The sequence below is a fragment of the Sphingomonas sp. M1A8_2b genome (assembly GCF_053345535.1).
Genome location: NZ_JBKFAH010000004.1, coordinates 331,962 through 352,219, shown reverse-complemented (window position 1 = coordinate 352,219; position 20,258 = coordinate 331,962). Strand labels below are relative to the sequence as shown.

General features: G+C 66.3%; 11 protein-coding genes. 7 read left to right on the top strand and 4 right to left on the bottom strand.

What is annotated here, in order from left to right; translation table 11 throughout:
• Positions 1-15: 15 nt before the first annotated feature.
• Positions 16-1,101 carry a LacI family DNA-binding transcriptional regulator gene (locus ACLBWL_RS16805; protein WP_447794935.1) on the bottom strand — a complete coding sequence of 362 codons (1,086 nt, stop codon included), beginning with the start codon at positions 1,099-1,101 and terminating at the stop codon, positions 16-18.
• 471 nt (positions 1,102-1,572) lie between these two features.
• On the opposite strand from ACLBWL_RS16805, the gene ACLBWL_RS16800 reads away from it, so the two are divergent.
• The 4 genes from ACLBWL_RS16800 (at position 1,573) to ACLBWL_RS16785 (ending at position 6,370) form a co-directional block, all read left to right on the top strand.
• Positions 1,573-2,682 (top strand): glycoside hydrolase family 43 protein, encoded by a 1,110-nt coding sequence (locus ACLBWL_RS16800; RefSeq protein WP_447794933.1) that lies wholly within the window; start codon positions 1,573-1,575, stop codon positions 2,680-2,682.
• A gap of 4 nt (positions 2,683-2,686) precedes the next feature.
• The gene (gene xylB / locus ACLBWL_RS16795; RefSeq protein WP_447794931.1) at positions 2,687-4,147 is read left to right on the top strand and encodes a xylulokinase; all 1,461 of its coding nucleotides are present in this window, start codon (positions 2,687-2,689) and stop codon (positions 4,145-4,147) included.
• Positions 4,144-5,454, top strand: a complete 1,311-nt coding sequence (gene xylA / locus ACLBWL_RS16790) for a xylose isomerase (protein WP_447794929.1) — start codon at positions 4,144-4,146, stop codon at positions 5,452-5,454. Before xylB ends, xylA begins: the two co-directional genes overlap by 4 nt.
• Before the next feature lie 160 nt (positions 5,455-5,614).
• On the top strand, positions 5,615-6,370 hold the full coding sequence (locus tag ACLBWL_RS16785) for a FadR/GntR family transcriptional regulator (RefSeq protein WP_447794927.1): 756 nt from the start codon (positions 5,615-5,617) through the stop codon (positions 6,368-6,370).
• Between the two features lie 299 nt (positions 6,371-6,669).
• Here ACLBWL_RS16785 and ACLBWL_RS16780 read toward each other — a convergent pair whose 3' ends face one another.
• Positions 6,670-8,583 (bottom strand): NPCBM/NEW2 domain-containing protein, encoded by a 1,914-nt coding sequence (locus ACLBWL_RS16780; RefSeq protein ID WP_447794925.1) that lies wholly within the window; start codon positions 8,581-8,583, stop codon positions 6,670-6,672.
• 299 nt (positions 8,584-8,882) lie between these two features.
• On the opposite strand from ACLBWL_RS16780, the gene ACLBWL_RS16775 reads away from it, so the two are divergent.
• Positions 8,883-11,528 carry a glycoside hydrolase family 3 C-terminal domain-containing protein gene (locus ACLBWL_RS16775; RefSeq protein WP_447795056.1) on the top strand — a complete coding sequence of 882 codons (2,646 nt, stop codon included), beginning with the start codon at positions 8,883-8,885 and terminating at the stop codon, positions 11,526-11,528.
• A 47-nt stretch (positions 11,529-11,575) separates the two neighbouring features.
• Here the strand turns inward: ACLBWL_RS16775 and ACLBWL_RS16770 are convergent, their stop codons facing one another.
• Positions 11,576-13,117: an alpha-N-arabinofuranosidase gene (locus ACLBWL_RS16770; RefSeq protein WP_447795054.1), complete on the bottom strand. Its 1,542-nt coding sequence runs from the start codon at positions 13,115-13,117 to the stop codon at positions 11,576-11,578.
• Between the two features lie 379 nt (positions 13,118-13,496).
• Between ACLBWL_RS16770 and ACLBWL_RS16765 the strand changes: the two genes are divergently transcribed.
• On the top strand, positions 13,497-15,554 hold the full coding sequence (locus tag ACLBWL_RS16765) for a M13 family metallopeptidase (protein WP_447794923.1): 2,058 nt from the start codon (positions 13,497-13,499) through the stop codon (positions 15,552-15,554).
• A 47-nt stretch (positions 15,555-15,601) separates the two neighbouring features.
• Here ACLBWL_RS16765 and ACLBWL_RS16760 read toward each other — a convergent pair whose 3' ends face one another.
• Positions 15,602-17,998 (bottom strand): glycoside hydrolase family 3 N-terminal domain-containing protein, encoded by a 2,397-nt coding sequence (locus tag ACLBWL_RS16760; RefSeq protein ID WP_447794921.1) that lies wholly within the window; start codon positions 17,996-17,998, stop codon positions 15,602-15,604.
• Positions 17,999-18,114: 116 nt separating this feature from the next.
• Here ACLBWL_RS16760 and ACLBWL_RS16755 point away from each other — a divergent pair, with 116 nt between their 5' ends.
• Positions 18,115-20,250 carry an alpha-glucuronidase family glycosyl hydrolase gene (locus ACLBWL_RS16755; protein ID WP_447794919.1) on the top strand — a complete coding sequence of 712 codons (2,136 nt, stop codon included), beginning with the start codon at positions 18,115-18,117 and terminating at the stop codon, positions 20,248-20,250.
• Positions 20,251-20,258 lie beyond the last annotated feature (8 nt).

Below are 20,258 nucleotides of genomic sequence, written 5' to 3'. Positions count from 1 at the left end.
ATTCTGCGGCTCGCGTCAAGTGCGGCTCTCGCGCGGTCGACGGCGCGGCGCGGCGTCAGACTGGCGGCGGATCAGCGTGAAATCGAGCGTCTGGTGGCGTTCGATCTTTGCGCCGTTGCCCGATTGGCGGATCGCGGTGACCAGCAGGTCGACTGCCGCACGCGCCATATCGGCGATCGGCTGGTGGATCGTCGTGAGTTCGGGCCAGATCGCGGTCGACAGAGTCGTATCGTCGAACCCGCACACCGTCAGATCGCCCGGCACGTCGATCCCGCGACGATGCGCGATCGCGACGGTCGCCGCTGCCATGTCGTCGTTGGACGCGAAGATCGCGGTCGGCGGATTTTCGAGCGCGAGCAGTTGTTCCGCCGCGTCGAGTCCCGAGCGGTAGGTGAACAGGCCATCGGCGACCAGCGCCGGATCGAACGGCAATCCCGCCTGCTCGAGCGCCGCAGTATAGCCCGCATAGCGCTGGCCGCTTGCCGACAGATTAGGATCGCCGGTGATGAAGCCGATCCGGCGATGGCCGAGATCCATGATGTGCTGCGTCATGATCGACGCCGCTTCGCGATCGTCGATGCCGATCGCCAATTGGTCTGCGGATGGCATCGCGGTCGCGACGGCGATCGCCGGGATGCCCGCCTTGGCGAGAAGATCAAGGACTCCCGCGGCTTCGCACAACGGCGGCGGCAGGATGATTCCATCGATCCCACCCTCGATCAGATGCCGCGTGACCTCAAGCTCGTGATCGCCCAGTTCGCATTTTTCGACGACGATCTGCACGTCGCGGCGACTCGCCTGTTCGAGACTGCCGAGCAGGAATTCGCTCAGGAAGCCCGCGCTCGGATTGCTGTAAAGAAGACCGATCCGAGTCTGCCCGGCCCCGGCTAGGCTGCGCGCCGCGGGATTGGGCGCGTAGTTCAGCGCCTCGATCGCCGCATTGACGATCTCGCGGGTCTTGGGCCGCACGTTCGTCTCGCCGTTGATGACGCGCGAGACGGTCATCGGCGATACACCCGCGCGCGCCGCCACGTCGCTGATGGTGGGAGTCGAGCCTCCGCGGCGCGAGGAGCGGATTGGCGCTGGCGAAGAGACTGTCATGACAGCGGTGTTAGCGCAACGATCCGGGACCGCAAACCAAGTCGGCACGATTTCCGTTACTATGCCGAAGAAGCTTGAAGCTGGCGAACGGAGGTTCGACGAACGCGCCAGACTTGCCGACAAGACTAGGGTGGATCGAAATCGAATCTGCCTCTCTCTTGAGAGGAAGGGTCCAGCGTCTTTTCGCCTTCGCGAAAGGGAGGGTTGGGCGTGTATCGGCCCGCTTATGCTGCCGACGTTTGGTGATATGGAACCCGATCCTCCCCTCCCCCACCAATCCAAGACGGGGCGAAATGAACGACGGGGTCGCGAAGTCGGAGGTTCGAGAAATGGATCTGCCTGCAACGGCGAATCCGCCGCCGCGCTTCGTCAACGCTTGCCCATTGCCGACGCCCTGCATATGGTAGCGGTATCGATATTCACCGACAGGCTCCGTAGAGGGCAGGCGGTAAAAGAGAGGACCTATCCGCAATGCGCCATAGCCTGTTCCCCCGCACCGCACTGGCGATCGTCGCTCTCAGCGCGACCTCGCTGACCGCGACGATATCGGGCGCGCAATCGACGCCGCCGAAAACCGGATCGACGATCAGCCCCGATGGCAGACAGTATCGCGCGCAGCCGCTGACGCGCGAGATCTACGCCGCCGATCCGTCGGCTCATGTCTTCGGCGGCAAGATCTATATCTATCCCAGCCACGACGTCGACGCCGGCATCCCCGACGACGATCTCGGCAACCAGTACGCGATGCACGACTACCGCGTCCTCAGCATGGACCGGGTCGGCGGACCGGTGACCGTCCATCCGGTCGCGATCGACGTTAAGAACATCCCCTGGGCGTCGAAGCAGAGCTGGGCGCCTGATGCCGCCTACAAGAACGGCACCTATTACCTCTACATCCCCGCGCGCGACGCCAAGGGCGTCTTCCGGATCGGCGTGGCGACGTCGAAGTCGCCGGTCGGTCCGTTCAAGGCCGAACCGATGCCGATCAAGGGCAGCTATTCGATCGATCCGGCGGTGTTCACCGATACCGACGGCGCGAGCTACATGTATTTCGGCGGCATCTGGGGTGGCCAGTTGCAGCGCTGGGCGACCGGCAGGTTCGATCCGAACGCCGGCGACACCGACCTCAAGCAGGACGACAAGCCCGCGCTGATGCCCAAGGTCGCCAAGCTGACGCCCGACATGAAGCAGTTTGCCGCGCCACCACGCGACGTCGTCATCCTCGACGAAGCCGGCAAGCCGCTGCTCGGCGGCGATCACGATCGGCGCTTCTTCGAAGCCTCGTGGATGTTCAAGCGCGGCGGCAAATACTATTTCACCTATTCGACCGGCGACACGCACTTCATCGCCTATGCGACCGGCACCAGCCCGCTTGGCCCGTTCCGTTATCAGGGCAAGATCCTGCTGCCGGTGCAGGGCTGGACGACGCATCATTCGATCCTGAAGGTCGGCAACACGTGGCAGCTGGTCTACCACGATACGCAATTGTCGAACCGCAACCATCTGCGATCGGCGAAGATGACCGAGCTCACCTTCAATCCCGATGGCTCGATCCGCACCATCGATCCGTTCAAGAAGTAAGCGCATGTTTCTCGGAATCGATATCGGCACGTCCGGCGTAAAGGCGGTGGTGCTCGACGAGGCCGGCGCGGTCGTCGGCCAGGGCACCGCCGCGCTCACCGTCCAGCGCCCCCACCCGCTCTGGTCCGAACAGGATCCGGATGCGTGGTGGCGCGCGACCAACGCCGCGGTGCTAGCGATCGACGCCAGCGTCCGGCGCTCGGTCCGCAGCATCGGTCTCGCCGGGCAGATGCACGGCGCGACCGTCCTCGGCGCGGACGATCGTCCGCTGCGCCCCGCGATCCTGTGGAACGACGGCCGCTGCGCCGCGGAGTGCGCCGAACTGGAGGCTGCAGTACCCGAACTGCGCGCGATCTCCGGCAACATCGCGATGCCGGGCTTCACCGCCCCCAAGCTGCTGTGGCTGCGCAACCACGAGCCGGACGTCTTTGCGAAGATCGCGACGGTGTTGCTGCCCAAGGATTACGTCCGGCTGCAGATGACCGGCGACAAGGCGTCGGACCTGTCGGATAGCGCCGGCACCCTGTGGCTCGACGTCGGTGCGCGACGCTGGAGCAATACGCTGCTGTCGGCATGCGGCCTGTCCACCGCGCAGATGCCCGCGTTGTTCGAAGGGTCGGCGATAACCGGCCAGCTTCAGGCCGACATCGCCGAGACATGGGGCATGCGGCGCGTACCCGTCGCCGCAGGCGGCAGCGACAACGCGGCCGGCGCAGTCGGTGTCGGCGTCGTCCGCGATGGCGACGCGCTGCTCTCGCTCGGCACGTCGGGGGTGATCTTCGTCGCCACCGACGACTTCCGGCCCAGCCCGGAGCGCGCGGCGCATACCTTCTGCCACGCGCTGCCCGGCCTGTGGCATCAGATGTCGGTGCACCTGTCGGCTGCCTCGTGCGTCGACTGGGTCGCGCGGATCACCGGGACGCAGAGCGTCGCCGACCTGCTTGCACGCGCCGAGTCGGTCGGACCGGCCGGCGGCCCCGAGCTGTTCCTCCCCTATCTCTCGGGCGAGCGGACGCCGCACAACGACGCCGACGTCCGCGGCGCGTTTCTGGGCCTCGACAACGACACCGACGGCAACCGCCTCGCACAGGCCGTGCTGGAGGGCGTCGCCTTTGCGCTGGCGGACGGGCTCGACGTGCTGCGCGAGACCGGCACCACAGTCGATCGCCTGTCGGTGATCGGCGGCGGCGCGCGCTCGGGCTATTGGGGCCGGATCATCGCTGCGGCGATGGATGTCGAACTCGTCTATCTCGAAGGCGGCGAGGTCGGCCCGGCGCTCGGTGCCGCCCGGCTCGCGCAGCTCGCGGTCGACGGCGGCGATCCGGCCTCGGTCTGCGTCGCGCCGCCCGTTGCCCGCACCATCGTTCCCGATCCCGCCATCGCGGATACGCTCGCCGCCAAGCGAGACGCGTTCCGTGCCGCCTATTCCCGCATCACCCCCAAAAACTCGCCAAGGAATTTTTGATGGCCGACTTCTTCGCCGACATCGCCCCGATCAAGTACGAGGGCCCGGACACCACCAACGAACTCGCCTACCGCTTCTACGACAAGGACCGGGTCGTGCTCGGCAAGACGATGGCAGAGCATCTGCGCTTTGCCGCCTGCTTCTGGCACACCTTCTGCTGGCCCGGCTCCGACGTGTTCGGCGGCGGCACGTTCGATCGCCCGTGGCATCGCGGCGCCAACGACAGCGCGGCGGCAGCGGAAAAGCGCGAGGCGGCGTTCGATTTCTTCACCCGCCTCGACGTGCCCTTCTACTGCTTCCACGACGTCGACGTGATGGCCGACGCGAACTCGGTCGCCGAGCACCGCAAATACTTCGCCGAAGCGGTCGACCATCTCGAAAAGCTCCAGGCGTCGTCGGGGCGCAAGCTCCTGTGGGGCACCGCCAACGCGTTCAGCCACCCGCGCTACGCCGCCGGCGCCTCGACCAATCCCGACCCCGAAGTTTTTGCGTTCGCCGCGATGCAGGTCCGCGATGCGCTCGAGGCGACGCACCGTCTCGGCGGCGAGAACTACGTGCTGTGGGGCGGTCGCGAAGGCTATGAGACGCTGCTCAACACCGACATGAAGCGCGAGCTGGATAATTTCGGCCGTTTCCTCAACCTGGTGGTCGAGCACAAGCACAAGATCGGCTTCAAGGGCACGATCCTGATCGAACCCAAGCCGCACGAGCCGACCAAGCACCAGTACGACTTCGACACCGCCACCGTGTACGGCTTCCTCAAGCGCTACGGCCTTGAGAACGAAGTGAAGGTCAACATCGAGGCGAACCACGCCACGCTGTCGGGCCACACCTTCGAGCACGAGATCGCCACCGCCGCCGCGTTCGACATCTTCGGCTCGATCGACGCCAACCGCGGCGATCCGCAGAATGGCTGGGACACCGATCAGTTTCCCAACTCGGTCGAGGAACTCACGCTCGCGATGGTCGAAATCCTGCGCGCCGGCGGCTTCAAGACCGGCGGCTTCAATTTCGACGCCAAGGTCCGTCGCCAGTCGATGGACCCGATCGACCTGTTCTACGGTCATGTCGGCGGGATCGACGTCGTCGCCAAGGGCCTGCTCAACGCCGCCGCGCTGATCGAGGACGGTCGTCTCGATGCGTTCAAGACCGAGCGTTACGCCGGCTGGAACGGTGAGCTCGGCAAGATGATCGGCACCAGCGACCTCGCGACGATCGCCGACCTCGCGGGCGACCGCGCGATCGATCCGAAGCCGCGCTCGGGCCGGCAGGAGCGGATCGAGAACCTGATGAGCCGCTTCATGTGATCATCAGCCCCCCGGCGATGCGATCCCACCAAGGGACTCGTATCGCCGGGTCGCTGCCTTGCGTCGACGACAGCGACCGCCGCGCGCGTCAAACACCTGTTAAGATTGCTCCGAGCAATTGCTAGTGTCGTATGCGACGATAAAGGCATAATGCAAAGTTATGGACGAACCCCTCTCCGCGACACCAGAGCCCACCTCAGACGCGACGTTGCCACTGCGATCGTCGGGCCGCAGGTTGCGCGGGGCGGTGGCGAACAAGCTCGGCGTGGCGATCCTGTCGGGCGAATTCTCGCCGGGTGAGACGCTGTCGGGTGAGATCGCCTTCGCCGAGGAACTCAACGTGTCGCGCGGTGCCTACCGCGAGGCGATCCAGGTCCTGACCGCCAAGGGCTTGGTCGAGAGCAGGCCCAAGGCGGGAACGCGCGTGTTGCCGCGCAACCGCTGGAACCTGCTCGATCCCGACGTGCTGGCCTGGGCGTTTACCGGCGAACCCGATCCGCAACTCGTCCGCAGCCTGTTCGAGATGCGGATGGTCATCGAGCCCGCCGCCGCGGCGATGGCGGCGGCACGGCGCAACAAGGCCGAGTTGAAGATCATGCGCGACGCGCTCGCCGCGATGAAGCGCTTTTCACTCGCGACCGAGCAGGGCCGCCAAGCCGACCGCACGTTCCACGACACGATCTTGCAGGCGACGCAGAACGACGCGATGGTCGTGCTGAGCGCGTCGATCGGTGCGGCGGTCAACTGGACGACGCAGTACAAGCAACGCCTGCGCGCGCTGCCCCGCGATCCGATCCCCGATCACGTCAAGGTCTTCGACGCGATCGCCGCCGAGGATGCCGAAGGCGCCAGCGCGGCGATGACCGCGCTCGTCACGCTGGCGCTGGAGGATACGCGCAGCGCGATGGAGCGCTGAGCGAAGCGTCAGGGCGGATCGCACTTTAAAGGCCGACAGATCAGTTTGCTCTTCAGCATACCGGTGACGCGCACTGTTGGACTGCCGCAACGCCAGAACACTGCCCACACGCCGAATGACGCGCGCCCGACGTCGCCGGTGCCCATCCCCCTCGAAGAAGGACGAGGCCGCAAGGGTATGGCAACATGTCCCTCCATGTTCTCCCGCGAGGGCGGGAGCCCAGTCTGCATCCCCGCCTTCGCGGGGAAACATGTCTTGCGCGAAAGGGATAACCGCCGACGTCTTCCGCTGCCGTTTCGTCAACGCGTAAGAGCCGCCGATCCCCAATCGACCGAGATCTGCGCGCCACCGGCACCCGGACTGCGTGCGACCAGTTCGATGATCTTCACCCCCGCGACGTTCGCCGACAGGTCCTGCGCCGCCTCGCCGCCCCGCGCGGCACGCGACTGCGCCAACAGCCGCCCGTCGCCGTACACCAGGAAGGTCACCGCGCGCGCACGGTCGGTCGTCGAATCGTCGATCCCGACACGCGTCCGCAGCGTGCGATAGCCGGTGTTTCGAACCTCCAGCCGCGAATTGGCGAGCACGCCGAGACTGTGCGGCAGCGCTTCCCCCGCCACCCCCAGCGGCTGGTCATACGGCGTCCGATCGACGCGGGCCCCGCCCCAGCCACCATAACGCGGGAAGTCCCCCGCTCCTCGCGTGCCCTGCCACGCCAGCGGCGCACGGTGCACCAGCGGATCGGGTTGCGGCGTTTCCACCCCGTCGACCGCCGGATTGACGCTGCCCGGTTGCTCGGACAGGAACACGCCGCCGCGCAACTGCCGATCGCCCTTGGCGGTGAAGATCAGCGTTTCGCGCGGGGCCAGCTTCAGGCTCTGCTGCTTGCGGAATTTGCTGTGCGCGCCGGTCCACAGATCGGTCAGTTCGACATCGGCGGTATCGCGATACGCGAGATGATCCGCGGTCAGGACGACGTCCGCCGCGCCGCTCCCGCGATTGAACACCGCCACCGCCTTGTCGCCGTTGGCCAGCGTCTTGACGAAGATCTGCACCTCGTCGGTATCGAACGCCAGCGTCGCCTGGTTGCCCGCGCGATCCTGATTGACCGCGATGATCCGGGCGTTGCCGATCAGGTCGAGCAACGCGGGCGACGCTTTCCGCAGGTCGTAGCCGATGAACAGCGGCGCGTTCTCGATCGCCCACAACGCGAAATGCGATTTCGCCTCAGTCATGTGCCGTTCGTCGAAATCGCCGCTGCCCACGAACAGCATGTCCGGGTCGTTCCACGATCCGGGATGCGCATACAGCGCGCGCCGCGACACGGTGTCGAGATTGTGCAGCATCCGCCCCCAATGCGGCGAGATGTCTTCGCTGGTCCGCGATATGCCGCCGATGTTCTTGCCCCAGGCGCGGACATCGGCCGATCCCCACAGGCACAGCGAGAACAGATAGTCGTTCGTGTCGTTATACTTCGCCAGCGCGTCGGCGACTTGGGTGTACAGCCCGCGCACCGCCGGCACGTCGGTGCGCGCCAGCGAATCCGCATCGATCAGCGGCACGAACGCGCGGTACTTGCCGGCTTTCACCGCGGGATTGCTCGCCGGCAGACCGCGGATACCGCACGCATCGACCTTGATGAAGTCGAACCCCCAGTCCTTGAAATACAGCCGGATATCCTGATCGACATGGCCGTACAGACCGATCTCGCGCTCCATCACGCTGCCTTCGGGCTGGTTGGGCATCGTCGAGGTGAAGACCTGGCCACAGGAATTGCGCCCGATGTCGCTGTAGATCCCCGCCTTGAACCCCATCGCGTGGAGCTTGTCGGTGAACGGCCGGAAACTCGGGTCCTTGCCCGCGATCACCGAGGACGGGAAATTCGCCGATCGGATCATCATCCGGCTATCCGACAGACGTCGCTTCAACCACCAGCCATCGTCGATATTGATATAGCGATAGCCCTTGGCGGCCAGTCCCGTGTCCGCGATCACCCGCGCCGATGCGAGGATCTTGTCCTCGGTGATGTCGGTCGCGAACGCATTCCACGAACTCCAGCCCATCGGCGGCAGCGCGGCATCGCCGCGCTGGTTCGCGCTCCAGCGGCCGGTCGGCGTCAGCGGATCGGCCTGCGCCGCCGCAACCTGCGCCCCAACGGTCGACAGCAAAACCGTCAGAGCAGCCGTTATCCCGTGTCGGCGAGTAGTGCGCATTGTCTGATCCTCGTCCGTGCCGATCGTCACGCATGACCTGCGCGTCAGCGAGCGTATCCTCTGATTATGCGGGATCTTGTCAGGCTATATAGCGGCGCTGTCAACGCAGCAGGATAGTATTCGATATTCCGCTCGCCAGTAGAAAATCTCAACTTCCAAGTCGAACCTACGAAATGTCGTAGCCATTGCGCCGCCGCCCGGCTTAAGGTCACTCCTACAAAATACTGGAGGATGCTGGGGTGATACAGTCGCGAAACACTGCGAAGGGCAAATCGACGTTCGGCGTACTGCGCACGCTCATGCTGACCGGAGCTGCGCTCGCCGCCCTGCCCCTTCAGGCGCAGACGTCGCCAGCACCGCAGACCGATGCAGCGCGTACCCAGGCCGACGCGCTCGCCACGGCGATCGTCGCGCGGATGACCGTCGACGAGAAGCTCCCGCAGTTGCTCAACGTCGCGCCGGCAATCCCGCGGCTCGGCATCCCCGCGTATAACTGGTGGACCGAATCGCTTCACGGCGCGCTCGGGCCGGTGCCGACCACCAACTTCCCCGAGCCGATCGGCCTCGCCGCGAGCTTCGATGCGCCGCTCGTCCACGATGTCGCCGGTGCGATCAGCACGGAGGTCCGCGCGCTGCACACGTTGGGCCGCCGGACCGGACGGCTCGGGCGTATCGGCACCGGGCTCGATACCTGGTCGCCCAACGTCAACATTTTCCGCGATCCACGCTGGGGTCGCGGCCAGGAGACCTATGGCGAGGATCCGTTCCTCGCCGCGCATATGGGCGTCGCGTTCGTCACCGGGATGCAAGGGCCCAATCCGTCGTTGCCCGACGTGATCGCCACGCCCAAGCATTTCGCGGTGCACAGCGGGCCTGAATCGACGCGGCACAAGGCCAATGTGTTCGTCTCGCCGCACGATCTCGAGGACACCTATCTCCCCGCCTTCCGCGCGGCGATCGTCGAGGGTGGCGCCGGCTCGATCATGTGCGCGTATAACCGCATAGACGGGCAGCCCGCGTGCGCGAGCGACCTGCTGCTCAAGGACCATCTGCGCCAGGCTTGGGGCTTTACCGGCTTCGTCGTATCCGACTGCGATGCGGTGAAGGATATCGCCGACAACCACCACTACGCCCCCGATCAGGCGAGCGCCGTCGCTACCGCGCTGAAAACCGGCGTCGACAATGAATGCAACACCGCGACGCTCGGCGATCAGGCGGGGCTCGGCGAACGCTTCCGCGAGGCGCTTGACCGCGATCTGATCTCGGTCGGCGACATCGATCGGTCGCTCGTCCGGCTGTTCTCCGCGCGGATCCGCAATGGCGACCTGCCGGGGATACAGACCGGGCGCGATCGTGTCGTGCCGGTCGCGCAGATCGGCACGCCGGCGCACGACGCGCTGGCGTTGAAGGCGTCCGAGGAAAGCCTTGTCCTGCTCAAGAACGCCGGCATCCTGCCGCTCAAGCCGGGCACGAAACTTGCGGTCATCGGCCCGCTCGGCGACGCGACGCGCGTGCTGCGCGGCAATTACTCGTCACCGTTGTCCGCGCCGCCGGTGTCGGTCCTCGACGGGCTGCGATCGGTAATGCCGGCGGGCGACGTCACGCTGGTGCCGTTCTCCCCCTCGGTCACCGACGGCGACCGCGTACCGACGTCGGCGCTGCGCACGCCCGACGGCAAACCGGGCGTCCTCGTGCGCTACTACAACCCGACCAAAAAGCTGCCCGCGCTGTTCGATCCCGCGACCATGAAGCAGCAACTCGACGCGATCCGCTATCAGGACACCCCCGTCGCCGAACGGGTCGAGCGCGACGTCGGCGACTATAATCTCTCGCTCGCCAAGGTCGACACGCACCACCGTACCGTCTGGGCGGGATCGCTGACTCCCCCCGAAAGCGGCACCTACCGGGTCGGCCTCTCGGGCAAAGGCGGCGTGCTCGAATTCGCCGGCGCGGTCGCGTCCGATCGCAAGGGGTCGCAGTGGAACGACCTGCCGACCTTCACCACGATCGACCTCGTCAAGGGCCGCCGCTATCCGTTCCGCGTCACGTCGAACGATGGCGCAGACCTCGTTTGGAAGCGGATCTCGGCCTCCCCCGATGCCGACCTCGCGAGTGCCGCCTCGACCGCCGACGTGCTGGTCGCGGTCGTCGGGCTCACCTCCGACCTGGAGGCAGAGGAGACCGGCGTCACGGTGCCGGGCTTCGAGGGCGGCGACAAGACCACGCTCGACCTGCCCGCGGACCAGGTGGCGATGCTCGCCAAAGCCAAGGCGACCGGCAAGCCGGTGATCGTCGTCGCGATGAACGGCAGCCCGATCAACCTCGCCTGGGCGAAGGATAATGCCGCCGCGGTCGTCGAGGCCTGGTATCCGGGCCAGTCGGGGGGCCTCGCGATCGCCAACGTCCTGAGCGGCCGGACCAACCCCGCAGGGCGCCTGCCGCTCACCTTCTATCGCAGCGTCGCCGACCTGCCGCCGTTCAGCGATTACGCGATGAAAGGCCGTACCTACCGCTATTTCGAGGGCAAGCCGGTCTACGCCTTCGGCCACGGCCTGAGCTACACCAGCTTCGCCTACACGCCGCTGACCGTCACCCCCGCCGCCCACGGCGCCGAAACGGGACTGCGGGTCACCACCGAAGTCCGCAACACCGGCGCGCGGACCGGCGACGAGGTGGTCCAGCTGTATCTCAACTTCCCGGACCAGCCGGGCACTCCGCGCGTGGCATTGCGCGGATACAAGCGCATTGCGCTGAAACCGGGCGAGCGCCGCAGCGTCAGCTTCGACCTGTCGCCGCGCGATCTCAGCAGCGTCGCGACCGACGGCACGCGCCGGGTGATCGCCGGTAAATACCGCGTGACCGTCGGCAGCGGCCAACCCGGCACCGGCGTCCCCGGCCAGTCGGCGGCGTTCACCACCACGCGCGCGTTGCCGCTACCGCTCTGAATACGAAAGTCCCTACCGCTCCCGACCGGGAGCGGTAGGGCGCCGTCTTATTGCAGGTCGAGCACGACCACCGACATCGGCGGCAACGTCGCCGACACCGTACCGCCCGCCGCCTGCGCGCTGTTGAACGCGACCGGGCGCACCGTATCGGGCTGCTCGAAGCTGTTATGCGCGTCCATCGTCGTTCCCGTGACGATCCGCCCGGTCACGCCGCTCGCCTGAACGCCCGCGAGCGTCATCGCCACCGGGATAGCGCGATGCGGATCGAGGTTGACGAGCGCGACGTGCACCTTGCCCGCGACATCACGGACCGCCGAGACGCTGACCGCCGGCACCGCCACTTCGGACTCGTGATACCAGGGCGATTTCAGATCGACCGGCAGCGTCGTCGCGTCCTGCCAGGGCTTGTACAGGTCGAACACCCAATAGGTCGGCGTCTTCACCATCTTGGCGCCGTCGGTCAGCAGCATCGCCTGCAACACGTTCACCATCTGCGCGATCGCCGCCATCTTCACCCGATCGGCGTGATGCGCGAAGATGTTGAGGTTGAGCCCGGCGACCACCGCGTCGCGGACGCTGTTCTGCTGCACCAGGAAGCCGGGGTTGCTGCCCGGCGTCGGATCGTACCACGTGCCCCATTCGTCGACGACCAGCCACTTGGTCTTGCCCGGATCATATTTGTCCATGATCGCCGAATGCTTGGTGACGAACTCCTCCATCTGCAGCGTGTGCTGCATCGTCAGCGCCCATTCATGCTCCGAGAAACCAAGCGCCGGGCCCTTATCGGTCCACACCTTGTCACGCGGCCGCGTGTAGTAATGCAGCGACAGACCATCGATGTTCTTGCCGGCGATCCGCATCATCGTGTCGGTCCAGTCGTAATCCCCCTCGCTGGGGCCGCTGGCGATCCGGAGCATCTTGCCGTTCCCCGACTTGGCGAACACGCCGTAGCGGTTGGTCAGGTCGGCGGCATATTCGGCGCGCATGTTGCCACCGCAGCCCCACAGCTCGTTGCCGATGCCGACATACGGCACCTTGTACGGTGCGGGGTGGCCGTTCGCCGCGCGCTCCTTGGCGAGCGTCGAGCCATTCGGCGAGGTCATGTATTCGAGCCACTGCGCGGTCTCGCTGGGCGGCGCGCTGCCGACGTTGGCGGAGATATACGCTTCGGCGCCCAAGCGCTCGGCGAACCCCATGAATTCGTTGGTTCCGAACGCGTTGTCCTCGTTCACGCCGCCCCAGTTGGTGTTGATCTTGATCGGCCGCTTGCCGCGCGTGCCGATGCCGTCGCGCCAGTGATATTCGTCGGCGAAGCACCCGCCCGGCCAGCGCACCATCGGCACCTTGACCGCCTTCAGCGCCTCCAGCACGTCGCGACGATAACCGTGGTCGTTGGGGATCGACGACTTCTCGCCGACCCAGATCCCGCCATAGATGCCGTGGCCGAGATGCTCGGCGAACTGGCCGAACACCTGTCGGTTCATCACCGGGCCGGGCCGGCTCGCGTCGATACCGACCGTCGCCGTGGCGCTAGCCGGAGCGGCCGCGGGCGCGTCCTGCGCGGAGGCGGACATCGCCGTGGTCGTCATCAGAGTCATTGCCAGCGCGACGTTGCGATACAGTTGGCGCATTTCGATCCCTCCCGTTTTTATCTGCCGCAACCGATATTGGGCCGTCGAAGCGCGGTCAATATGTAAGACTAATTGCGCGACAGGATCTCACGGCAAGACCGCCTTTGCATGCAATTAGGGCCGAACAACCCACCTTGCCACTGGCTGATCTTGTCCGAGCAGACCGCCGTGCCGAGGACAGACCACCGATCCAATCGCGATCGAATTCATATTGCTACCGTCCCTGTTCCGCGTCAGCTTCCCCCAGCAGGGCGAAAGCCCGACCTCGCCGTGTTCGCCCATTCGATCCCCGCCCCGACACCTCTGGACTCGGTCGGCAATTTCCACAGGAGCCTCGATGCTGTTCAACCATGTTTCGCGTCTGTCGCTGAGCGTCGCCGTGCTGGCGCTGTCCTCACCCGCGCTCGCGCAGACGGCGCCCGCAACCGCCGCCGCGACCGGCACGCGCTACGGAACCTTCGGAATCGATCTGACCGCCGCCGACAAGTCGGTGAAACCCGGCGACGATTTCTGGACCTACGCGAACGGCAACTGGAACAAGCGTACCGAGATCGCCGCGGACCGGACGTCGGCCGGCGGCAGCGTCGTCCTTGCCGATCAGGCCGAGCAGCAGGTCCGCGCCATCCTCGATGACGCCGCGCGAGATCCTGCGGCGGTCGGGCCGGGTGCGAAACAGTTCGGCGATCTCTACGCCAGCTTCATGGATGAGGGGGCGATCGAACGCGCCGGCACGACACCCCTGAAGCCCTATTTCGCGAAGATCGATGCGGCCGGCGACAAGCAGAAACTGCAGACGCTGTTTTCAACGGTCGGCTACGCATCGCCGGTCGAGATCGGCCAGTTGCCCGATCCTGCCGATCCGACGCGCTATGCGGTCGCCGCCGGACAGGGTTCGCTCGGGATGGGCGGACGCGATTACTATCTCGAACAGGGCGCGAAGTACGACACCTTCCGCACCGCCTACCGCGCCTATGTCGAGAAAATCCTGACGCTGTCGGGGATTGCCGATGCGTCGGCCAAGGCGGACCGGATCGTCGCGCTCGAAACCGCGATGGCGAAGGTGCAGTGGTCGCCGGTCCAGTCGCGCGATCTCAAGGCGATGCTCAAGCCGATGGATGCCGCGGGCCGCAAGGCGCTGGCGCCCGATTTCGACTGGCCGCTGCTGCTGAAGACTGCGGGCTACGGCAATTTCCCGACCGTCTACATGACGAACTCGACCGCGCTGACCGAGCTGGCCAAGCTGTTCGCCGCAACGCCGGTCTCGACCTGGCAGGACTGGATGAAGTTCCGTCTCGCGTCGGCGAGCGCACCGGTCCTCCCGAAGGCATTCGATCAGGCGACGTTCGACTTCTACGGCAAGACGATGGCCGACCAGCCGCAGCAGCGCGCACGCTGGAAACGCGGCATCGCCGTCGTCAACGGCACGATGGGAGAGGCCGTCGGCGAAGTCTACGTCAAGCGCCACTACCCGCCGCAGAGCGAAGCGAAGATGGGCGAACTGATCGCCAACCTGCGCGCCGCCTACAAGGAGCGGATCGGGGCGAACACCTGGATGGACGCGCCGACCAAGACGCAGGCGCTCGCCAAGCTCGCCGCCTTCGATCCGCGGATTGGTCATCCGACCAAGTATATCGATTACAGCGCGCTCACCATCGTGCGCGGCGATCCGCTCGGCAATTCGCTGCGGTCGGGCGAGTTCGACCACCAGCTCGACCTGTCGCGCCTCGGCAAGCCGGTCGATCGCAGCCTGTGGGGTATGACGCCGCAGACCGTGAACGCCTATTACGACCCGCTCAACAACCAGATCACGTTCCCCGCGGCGATCCTGCAACCGCCCTATTTCGATCCAAACGCGGATGCAGCGGTCAATTACGGCGCGATCGGCGCGATCATCGGCCACGAGATGGGCCACGGCTTCGACGATCAGGGCAGCCAGTTCAGCGCATCGGGCAAGTTCGAGAATTGGTGGACGCCCGAAGCGCGCGCCGCCTTCACGAAGCATACCGCCGCGCTGTCGAAGCAGTACGACGCGTACGAGCCGATTCCCGGCGTGCACGTGAAGGGCGCGCTGACGCTCGGCGAGAATATCGGCGATCTCGGCGGCGTCGAAACCGCCTATGCCGCGTATCGGAAATACCAGTCGGTGCACGGCAAGGCGCCGGTGATCGGCGGGCTCACCGGCGACCAGCGGTTCTTCCTGTCCTATGCGCAGGCCTGGCAGGCGAAGCTGCGCGAAGGCGCGGCGCGCGCGCGGCTACTGACCGATCCGCACTCACCGCCGTTCTACCGGGTTAACGGCATCGTCCGGAATGTCGACGCCTGGTATACCGCGTTCAACGTGAAGCCCGGCGATGCACTGTACCTGACGCCGGCGCAGCGCGTTCACATCTGGTAATCCGCCGAGGGTGCGCGGCATGCCCGCGACCCTCGTTCGCCGATATATCAGGCGATCTCGAGGACCGCGGTCTTCACCTGCGCCGAACTCGGTCCGGCCATGATCGTGAACAAGCCGGGTTCGACAACCTCGCGCATATCGACGTCCCATAGCGCGAACGCGTCGGGCCCGAGCGTGAAGCGCAGCGTCCGCCGCTCGCCGGGCGCGAGCGTGACGCGTTCGAACCCCTTCAGCTCCATCACCGGCCGCGCCACCGATGACACCTGGTCGCGGACGTACACCTGCACGACCTCGTCGCCAGCTCTCTGCCCGATATTGGCGACGTCGACCTCGACCCCGACGCTGCCGGCGATGCCGATCTTCGCCGCCGACAGCCGCGGTGCGCCGACATCGAAGCGCGTATAGCTGAGGCCGTGGCCGAACGGGAACAGCGGCGCCATCTCCGCGAACAGATAGCCGCGCTCGGTCGACGGCTTGCGGTTGTAATAGAACGGTACCTGACCGACTTCGCGCACCACCGTCACCGGCAGCTTGGCGCCCGGATTGATCCGCCCGAACAGCGCCTCGGCCATCGCCGTGCCGCCCTCCTGCCCCGGATACCAGCATTCGAGCACCGCGTTGGCCTTCGCCATCACATTGGGCCAGCTCGGCGGACGCCCGTTGATCGCCGTGACCACGATCGGCTTGCCCAGCGCATGCAGCGCGTCGAACAGCGCATTCTGCTCGCCGATCAGGTCGAGCGTCGTGCGATCGCCGAGATGGTTCTTCGAGAACCCCTCGCGGCTGGTCTGCTCGGTATCGCCGATCGCGAGGATGATCGTGTCGGCACCGCGCGCGACCTCGACCGCCTCGGCGATCAACGCGCGGTTCCGGGCCGGATCGGCGAGCAGCACCGCGTCCTGCGATCGGTCCTCGCTCTGCGTGATGAACACGCCCTGCGCATGGACGATCGTCGCGCCGCCGCCGACCAGCGTCTTCACGCCCTCCAATAGCGACACCGTCTGGCGTGGCGGGGCGGAATACCCGCCGAGCCGCGCGATCGCCGCGTTGGGGCCGATCACCGCGATCTTGCCCTTGGGCGCAAGCGGCAGCGTGCCGTCGTTGGTCAGCAGACACAGCGCTTTCCGCGCCGCTTCCAGCGCGACGCCCCGCGCCTCGGCATTGCCGGTCAGGCGAGCCGCCGCACGCGCATCGACCAACGATTCCTCGAACAAGCCAGCGCGAAACTTCAACGCCAGCATCCGCGCACAGGCGGCATCCACCTCCGCGATCGGCACCGTCCCCGCCCGTACCTGCGCGGGCAACGTCCGATACGCCATCCCGTCCGGCAGAGCGCTATCCACGCCGGCCGCCAAGGCCAACCGTGCGGCATCGCCAAGATTGCGGGCGATGTGATGGATCGTATCGAGCTCCTCGATCGCGCCGTAATCACTGACAATCGCGCCCGAAAACCCCCATTCGCCGCGCAGCACGTCGCCGAGCAACCAGTGGTTGGCATGGCTCGGCACGCCGTCGATCTCGTTGTAGGACGGCATCACCGCGCCGATCCCGGTGCGCGTCACGACCGCGCGGAACGGCGGGAAGAAGCTCTCGCGCAGCTCGCGCTCACCGATCGGGGCGGGGCCGATATTGTTGCCCGCCTGCGGCTGGCCGTGGCCGGTCATGTGCTTCAGCGTTGCGAATACCTTGCCGGGCGCCAGCGTCGTGCTGTCGCCCTGCAAGCCCTCGACCGCCGCGACGCCCATTTCGCCGCACAGATATGGGTCCTCGCCGAACGTCTCCTCGATCCGCCCCCAGCGCGGATCGCGTGCGATGTCGACGACCGGTGAGAGCGAGAGGTGGCTGCCATGCGCACGAACTTCGCGCCCGATGATCGCCTGCCCGCGCCGCATCAGGTCGCGGTCGAACGTGCCGGCCATGCCGATCGCCTGCGGGAACATCGTCGCATCGGGCGCCATATAGCCGTGCAACGACTCTTCGTGGAAAATCACCGGGATGCCGAGCCGCGTTCCGCGCGCCCAGCGCTGGACCGCGTTGACGAACGCGATCGTCGACGCCGATCCCCGCCATTGCGCACCCGTACCGCCCGCCACCGCGGCTACCGCCGGACCGCCGCGCTTATCCGACGGCCGCGTAACCTGGCCGAACCCCGCCGGATACGCCGCCGTCGCGCGCGCCGGATCGAAGTCGAGCCCGCCGGGTGTCATCACGTCCGCCTTGGTCGCCCATAACGAAATGGTCTGCGCGACCTTTTCCTCCAGCGTCATCCGTCCCAGCAGGTCACGGACTCGCAGGTCGACCGGCGCACGCGCATCGCGGTAGATCGGCAGCGCGGTCGCAGCCCGTGCGATCCCGGGGATCAATCCGGCGACGGAAACCGATCCGAGCAGCCCGAAAAGGTCGCGCCGGGTCGGTGCGATCGTGGCAGTGTGCGGTCCGGACAATCCTGATCTCCCATCGTGAAACGCGGCATTGCTGTCGACGCCGTCGTCGTGATAGCGATACCATGACTGGTCATCCGCGACCCTGTCAATCGATCGCGGAACCGTGGGAGAGGTTTATGACGGCATTCGGCCGATGGATCGGCAAGGGCGCGACGATCATCGCGGCGCTGCTCGGCGTGGCTGGATCGGCGCATGCCGAGGACGGCTACGATCTCTGGCTGCGCTATCGCGCCCTGCCGACAGCGGAGGCCGGCGCGGTAGACGTGCACGGCAATTCGCCGACCATGGTCGTAAGCGCGAACGAGGTACGACGGGGAATCGCCGGCCTGTCCGGCAAGGCGCCGCTAGATGACCGACGTGCGCCCGCGATCCTGCTCGCCACCGCGAAGGATCGCGACGTGGCGGCGCTCCACCTGCCGCTCGCGCCCCTGGGTTCCGAGGGATACCTCGTCCGCCGCGTCTCACTCGGCAACCGCCAGGTCGTATTGGTCACCGGCAATACCGACATCGGCGTGCTCTACGGCAGCTTCGCGCTGCTGCGTCACCTCCAGACCGGCGGCAGCCTCGACCGGATCGACCTGACCTCGACGCCGCGGGTGAAACTGCGCGTGCTCGACCATTGGGACAATCTCGATGGCGTGGTCGAACGCGGTTATGCCGGCGCATCGCTGTGGGACTGGTGGACGCTCCCCGACTTCCATGACCCGCGCTACACCGACTACGCGCGCGCCAACGCCTCGATCGGGATCAACGGCACCGTCCTCAACAACGTCAACGCCAAGGCCGACAGCCTGACCGCGCCGTATATCGCCAAGGCGGCCGCGCTCGCCGACGTGTTCCGGCCCTACGGGATCAAGGTGTACCTATCCGCGCGCTTCTCCGCCCCGATCGAGCTCGGTGGCCTGAAGACCGCCGACCCGCTCGATCCCCAGGTCGCGGCGTGGTGGAAGGCGAAGAGCGACGAAATCTACCGCAGCATCCCCGATTTCGGCGGTTTCCTGGTGAAGGCGAACAGCGAGGGCCAGCCGGGTCCGCGCGATTATCACCGGACCCATGCCGACGGCGCCAACATGCTCGCCGCCGCGGTGCGCCCGCATGGCGGCATCGTGATGTGGCGCGCGTTCGTCTACGCCGAGACCGACCCCGAGGATCGCGCGAAACAGGCCTATACCGAGTTCAAGCCACTCGACGGCAAGTTCGCACCCAACGTTATCGTCCAGGTCAAGAACGGCGCGATCGACTTCCAGCCGCGCGAACCGTTCCACCCGCTGTTCGGCGCGATGCCCAAGACGCCGCTGATGATCGAATTCCAGATCACCAAGGAATATCTCGGTTTCGCCACGCACCTCGCCTATCTCGGCACGCTGTTCGCCGAGACGCTGACGAGCGAGACGTTACAGAAACCCGGTGAGATCGTCGCGCAGGTCGTCGATGGTGCGGCCGAAGGTCATACGCTGACCGGGATGGCGGGAGTCGCCAATATCGGCCGCGACCGCGATTGGGCGGGCTCCACCTTCAACCAGGCGAACTGGTACGCGTTCGGCCGGATGGCGTGGGATCCGACACTTGGCGCCGACACCGTCGCGCGCGAATGGGCCGCAATGACGTTCGCGCCCTCCCCCGCGATCGTCGATCCGGTGACGCGGATGATGATGGGATCGCGCGAAGCGGTGGTCGATTACATGACCCCGCTCGGCCTCGCGCATCTGATGGCGACGGGCCACCATTACGGGCCTGGCCCGTGGATCGCCGATCTCAAGCGCCCCGAATGGAACCCGGTCTATTACCACCGTGCCGACCAGGCCGGCATCGGCTTCGACCGCACGCGCACCGGCAGCGACGGCATCGCGCAATATAGTCCGGCCCTCGCGCGTCGCCTCGCCGATCCCGCAACGACTCCCGAACGCGAGTTACTGTGGTTCCATCACGTCGCCTGGGATCGTCGTCTATCGTCGGGTCGGACGGTGTGGGCGGAAATGGTGCACGATTACGATCGCGGCATCGCCTATGTCGCCGACATTCGCCGCACATGGGACGCGTTGAAGCCTGCCATCGATGTCGAACGCTGGACCAAGACCGCGACCTATCTGGCGGTGCAACAGCGCGAAGCCAGATGGTGGCGCGATGCGAGCCTTGCCTATTGGATGTCGGTCAACGGGTTGCCGCTACCCGCGGGCACGGCGCCGCCGAAGCATGATCTGGCATGGTACAAGGCCCAGCGCTTTCCCCATGCTCCGGGCAACCCGCAATGATCGCGACG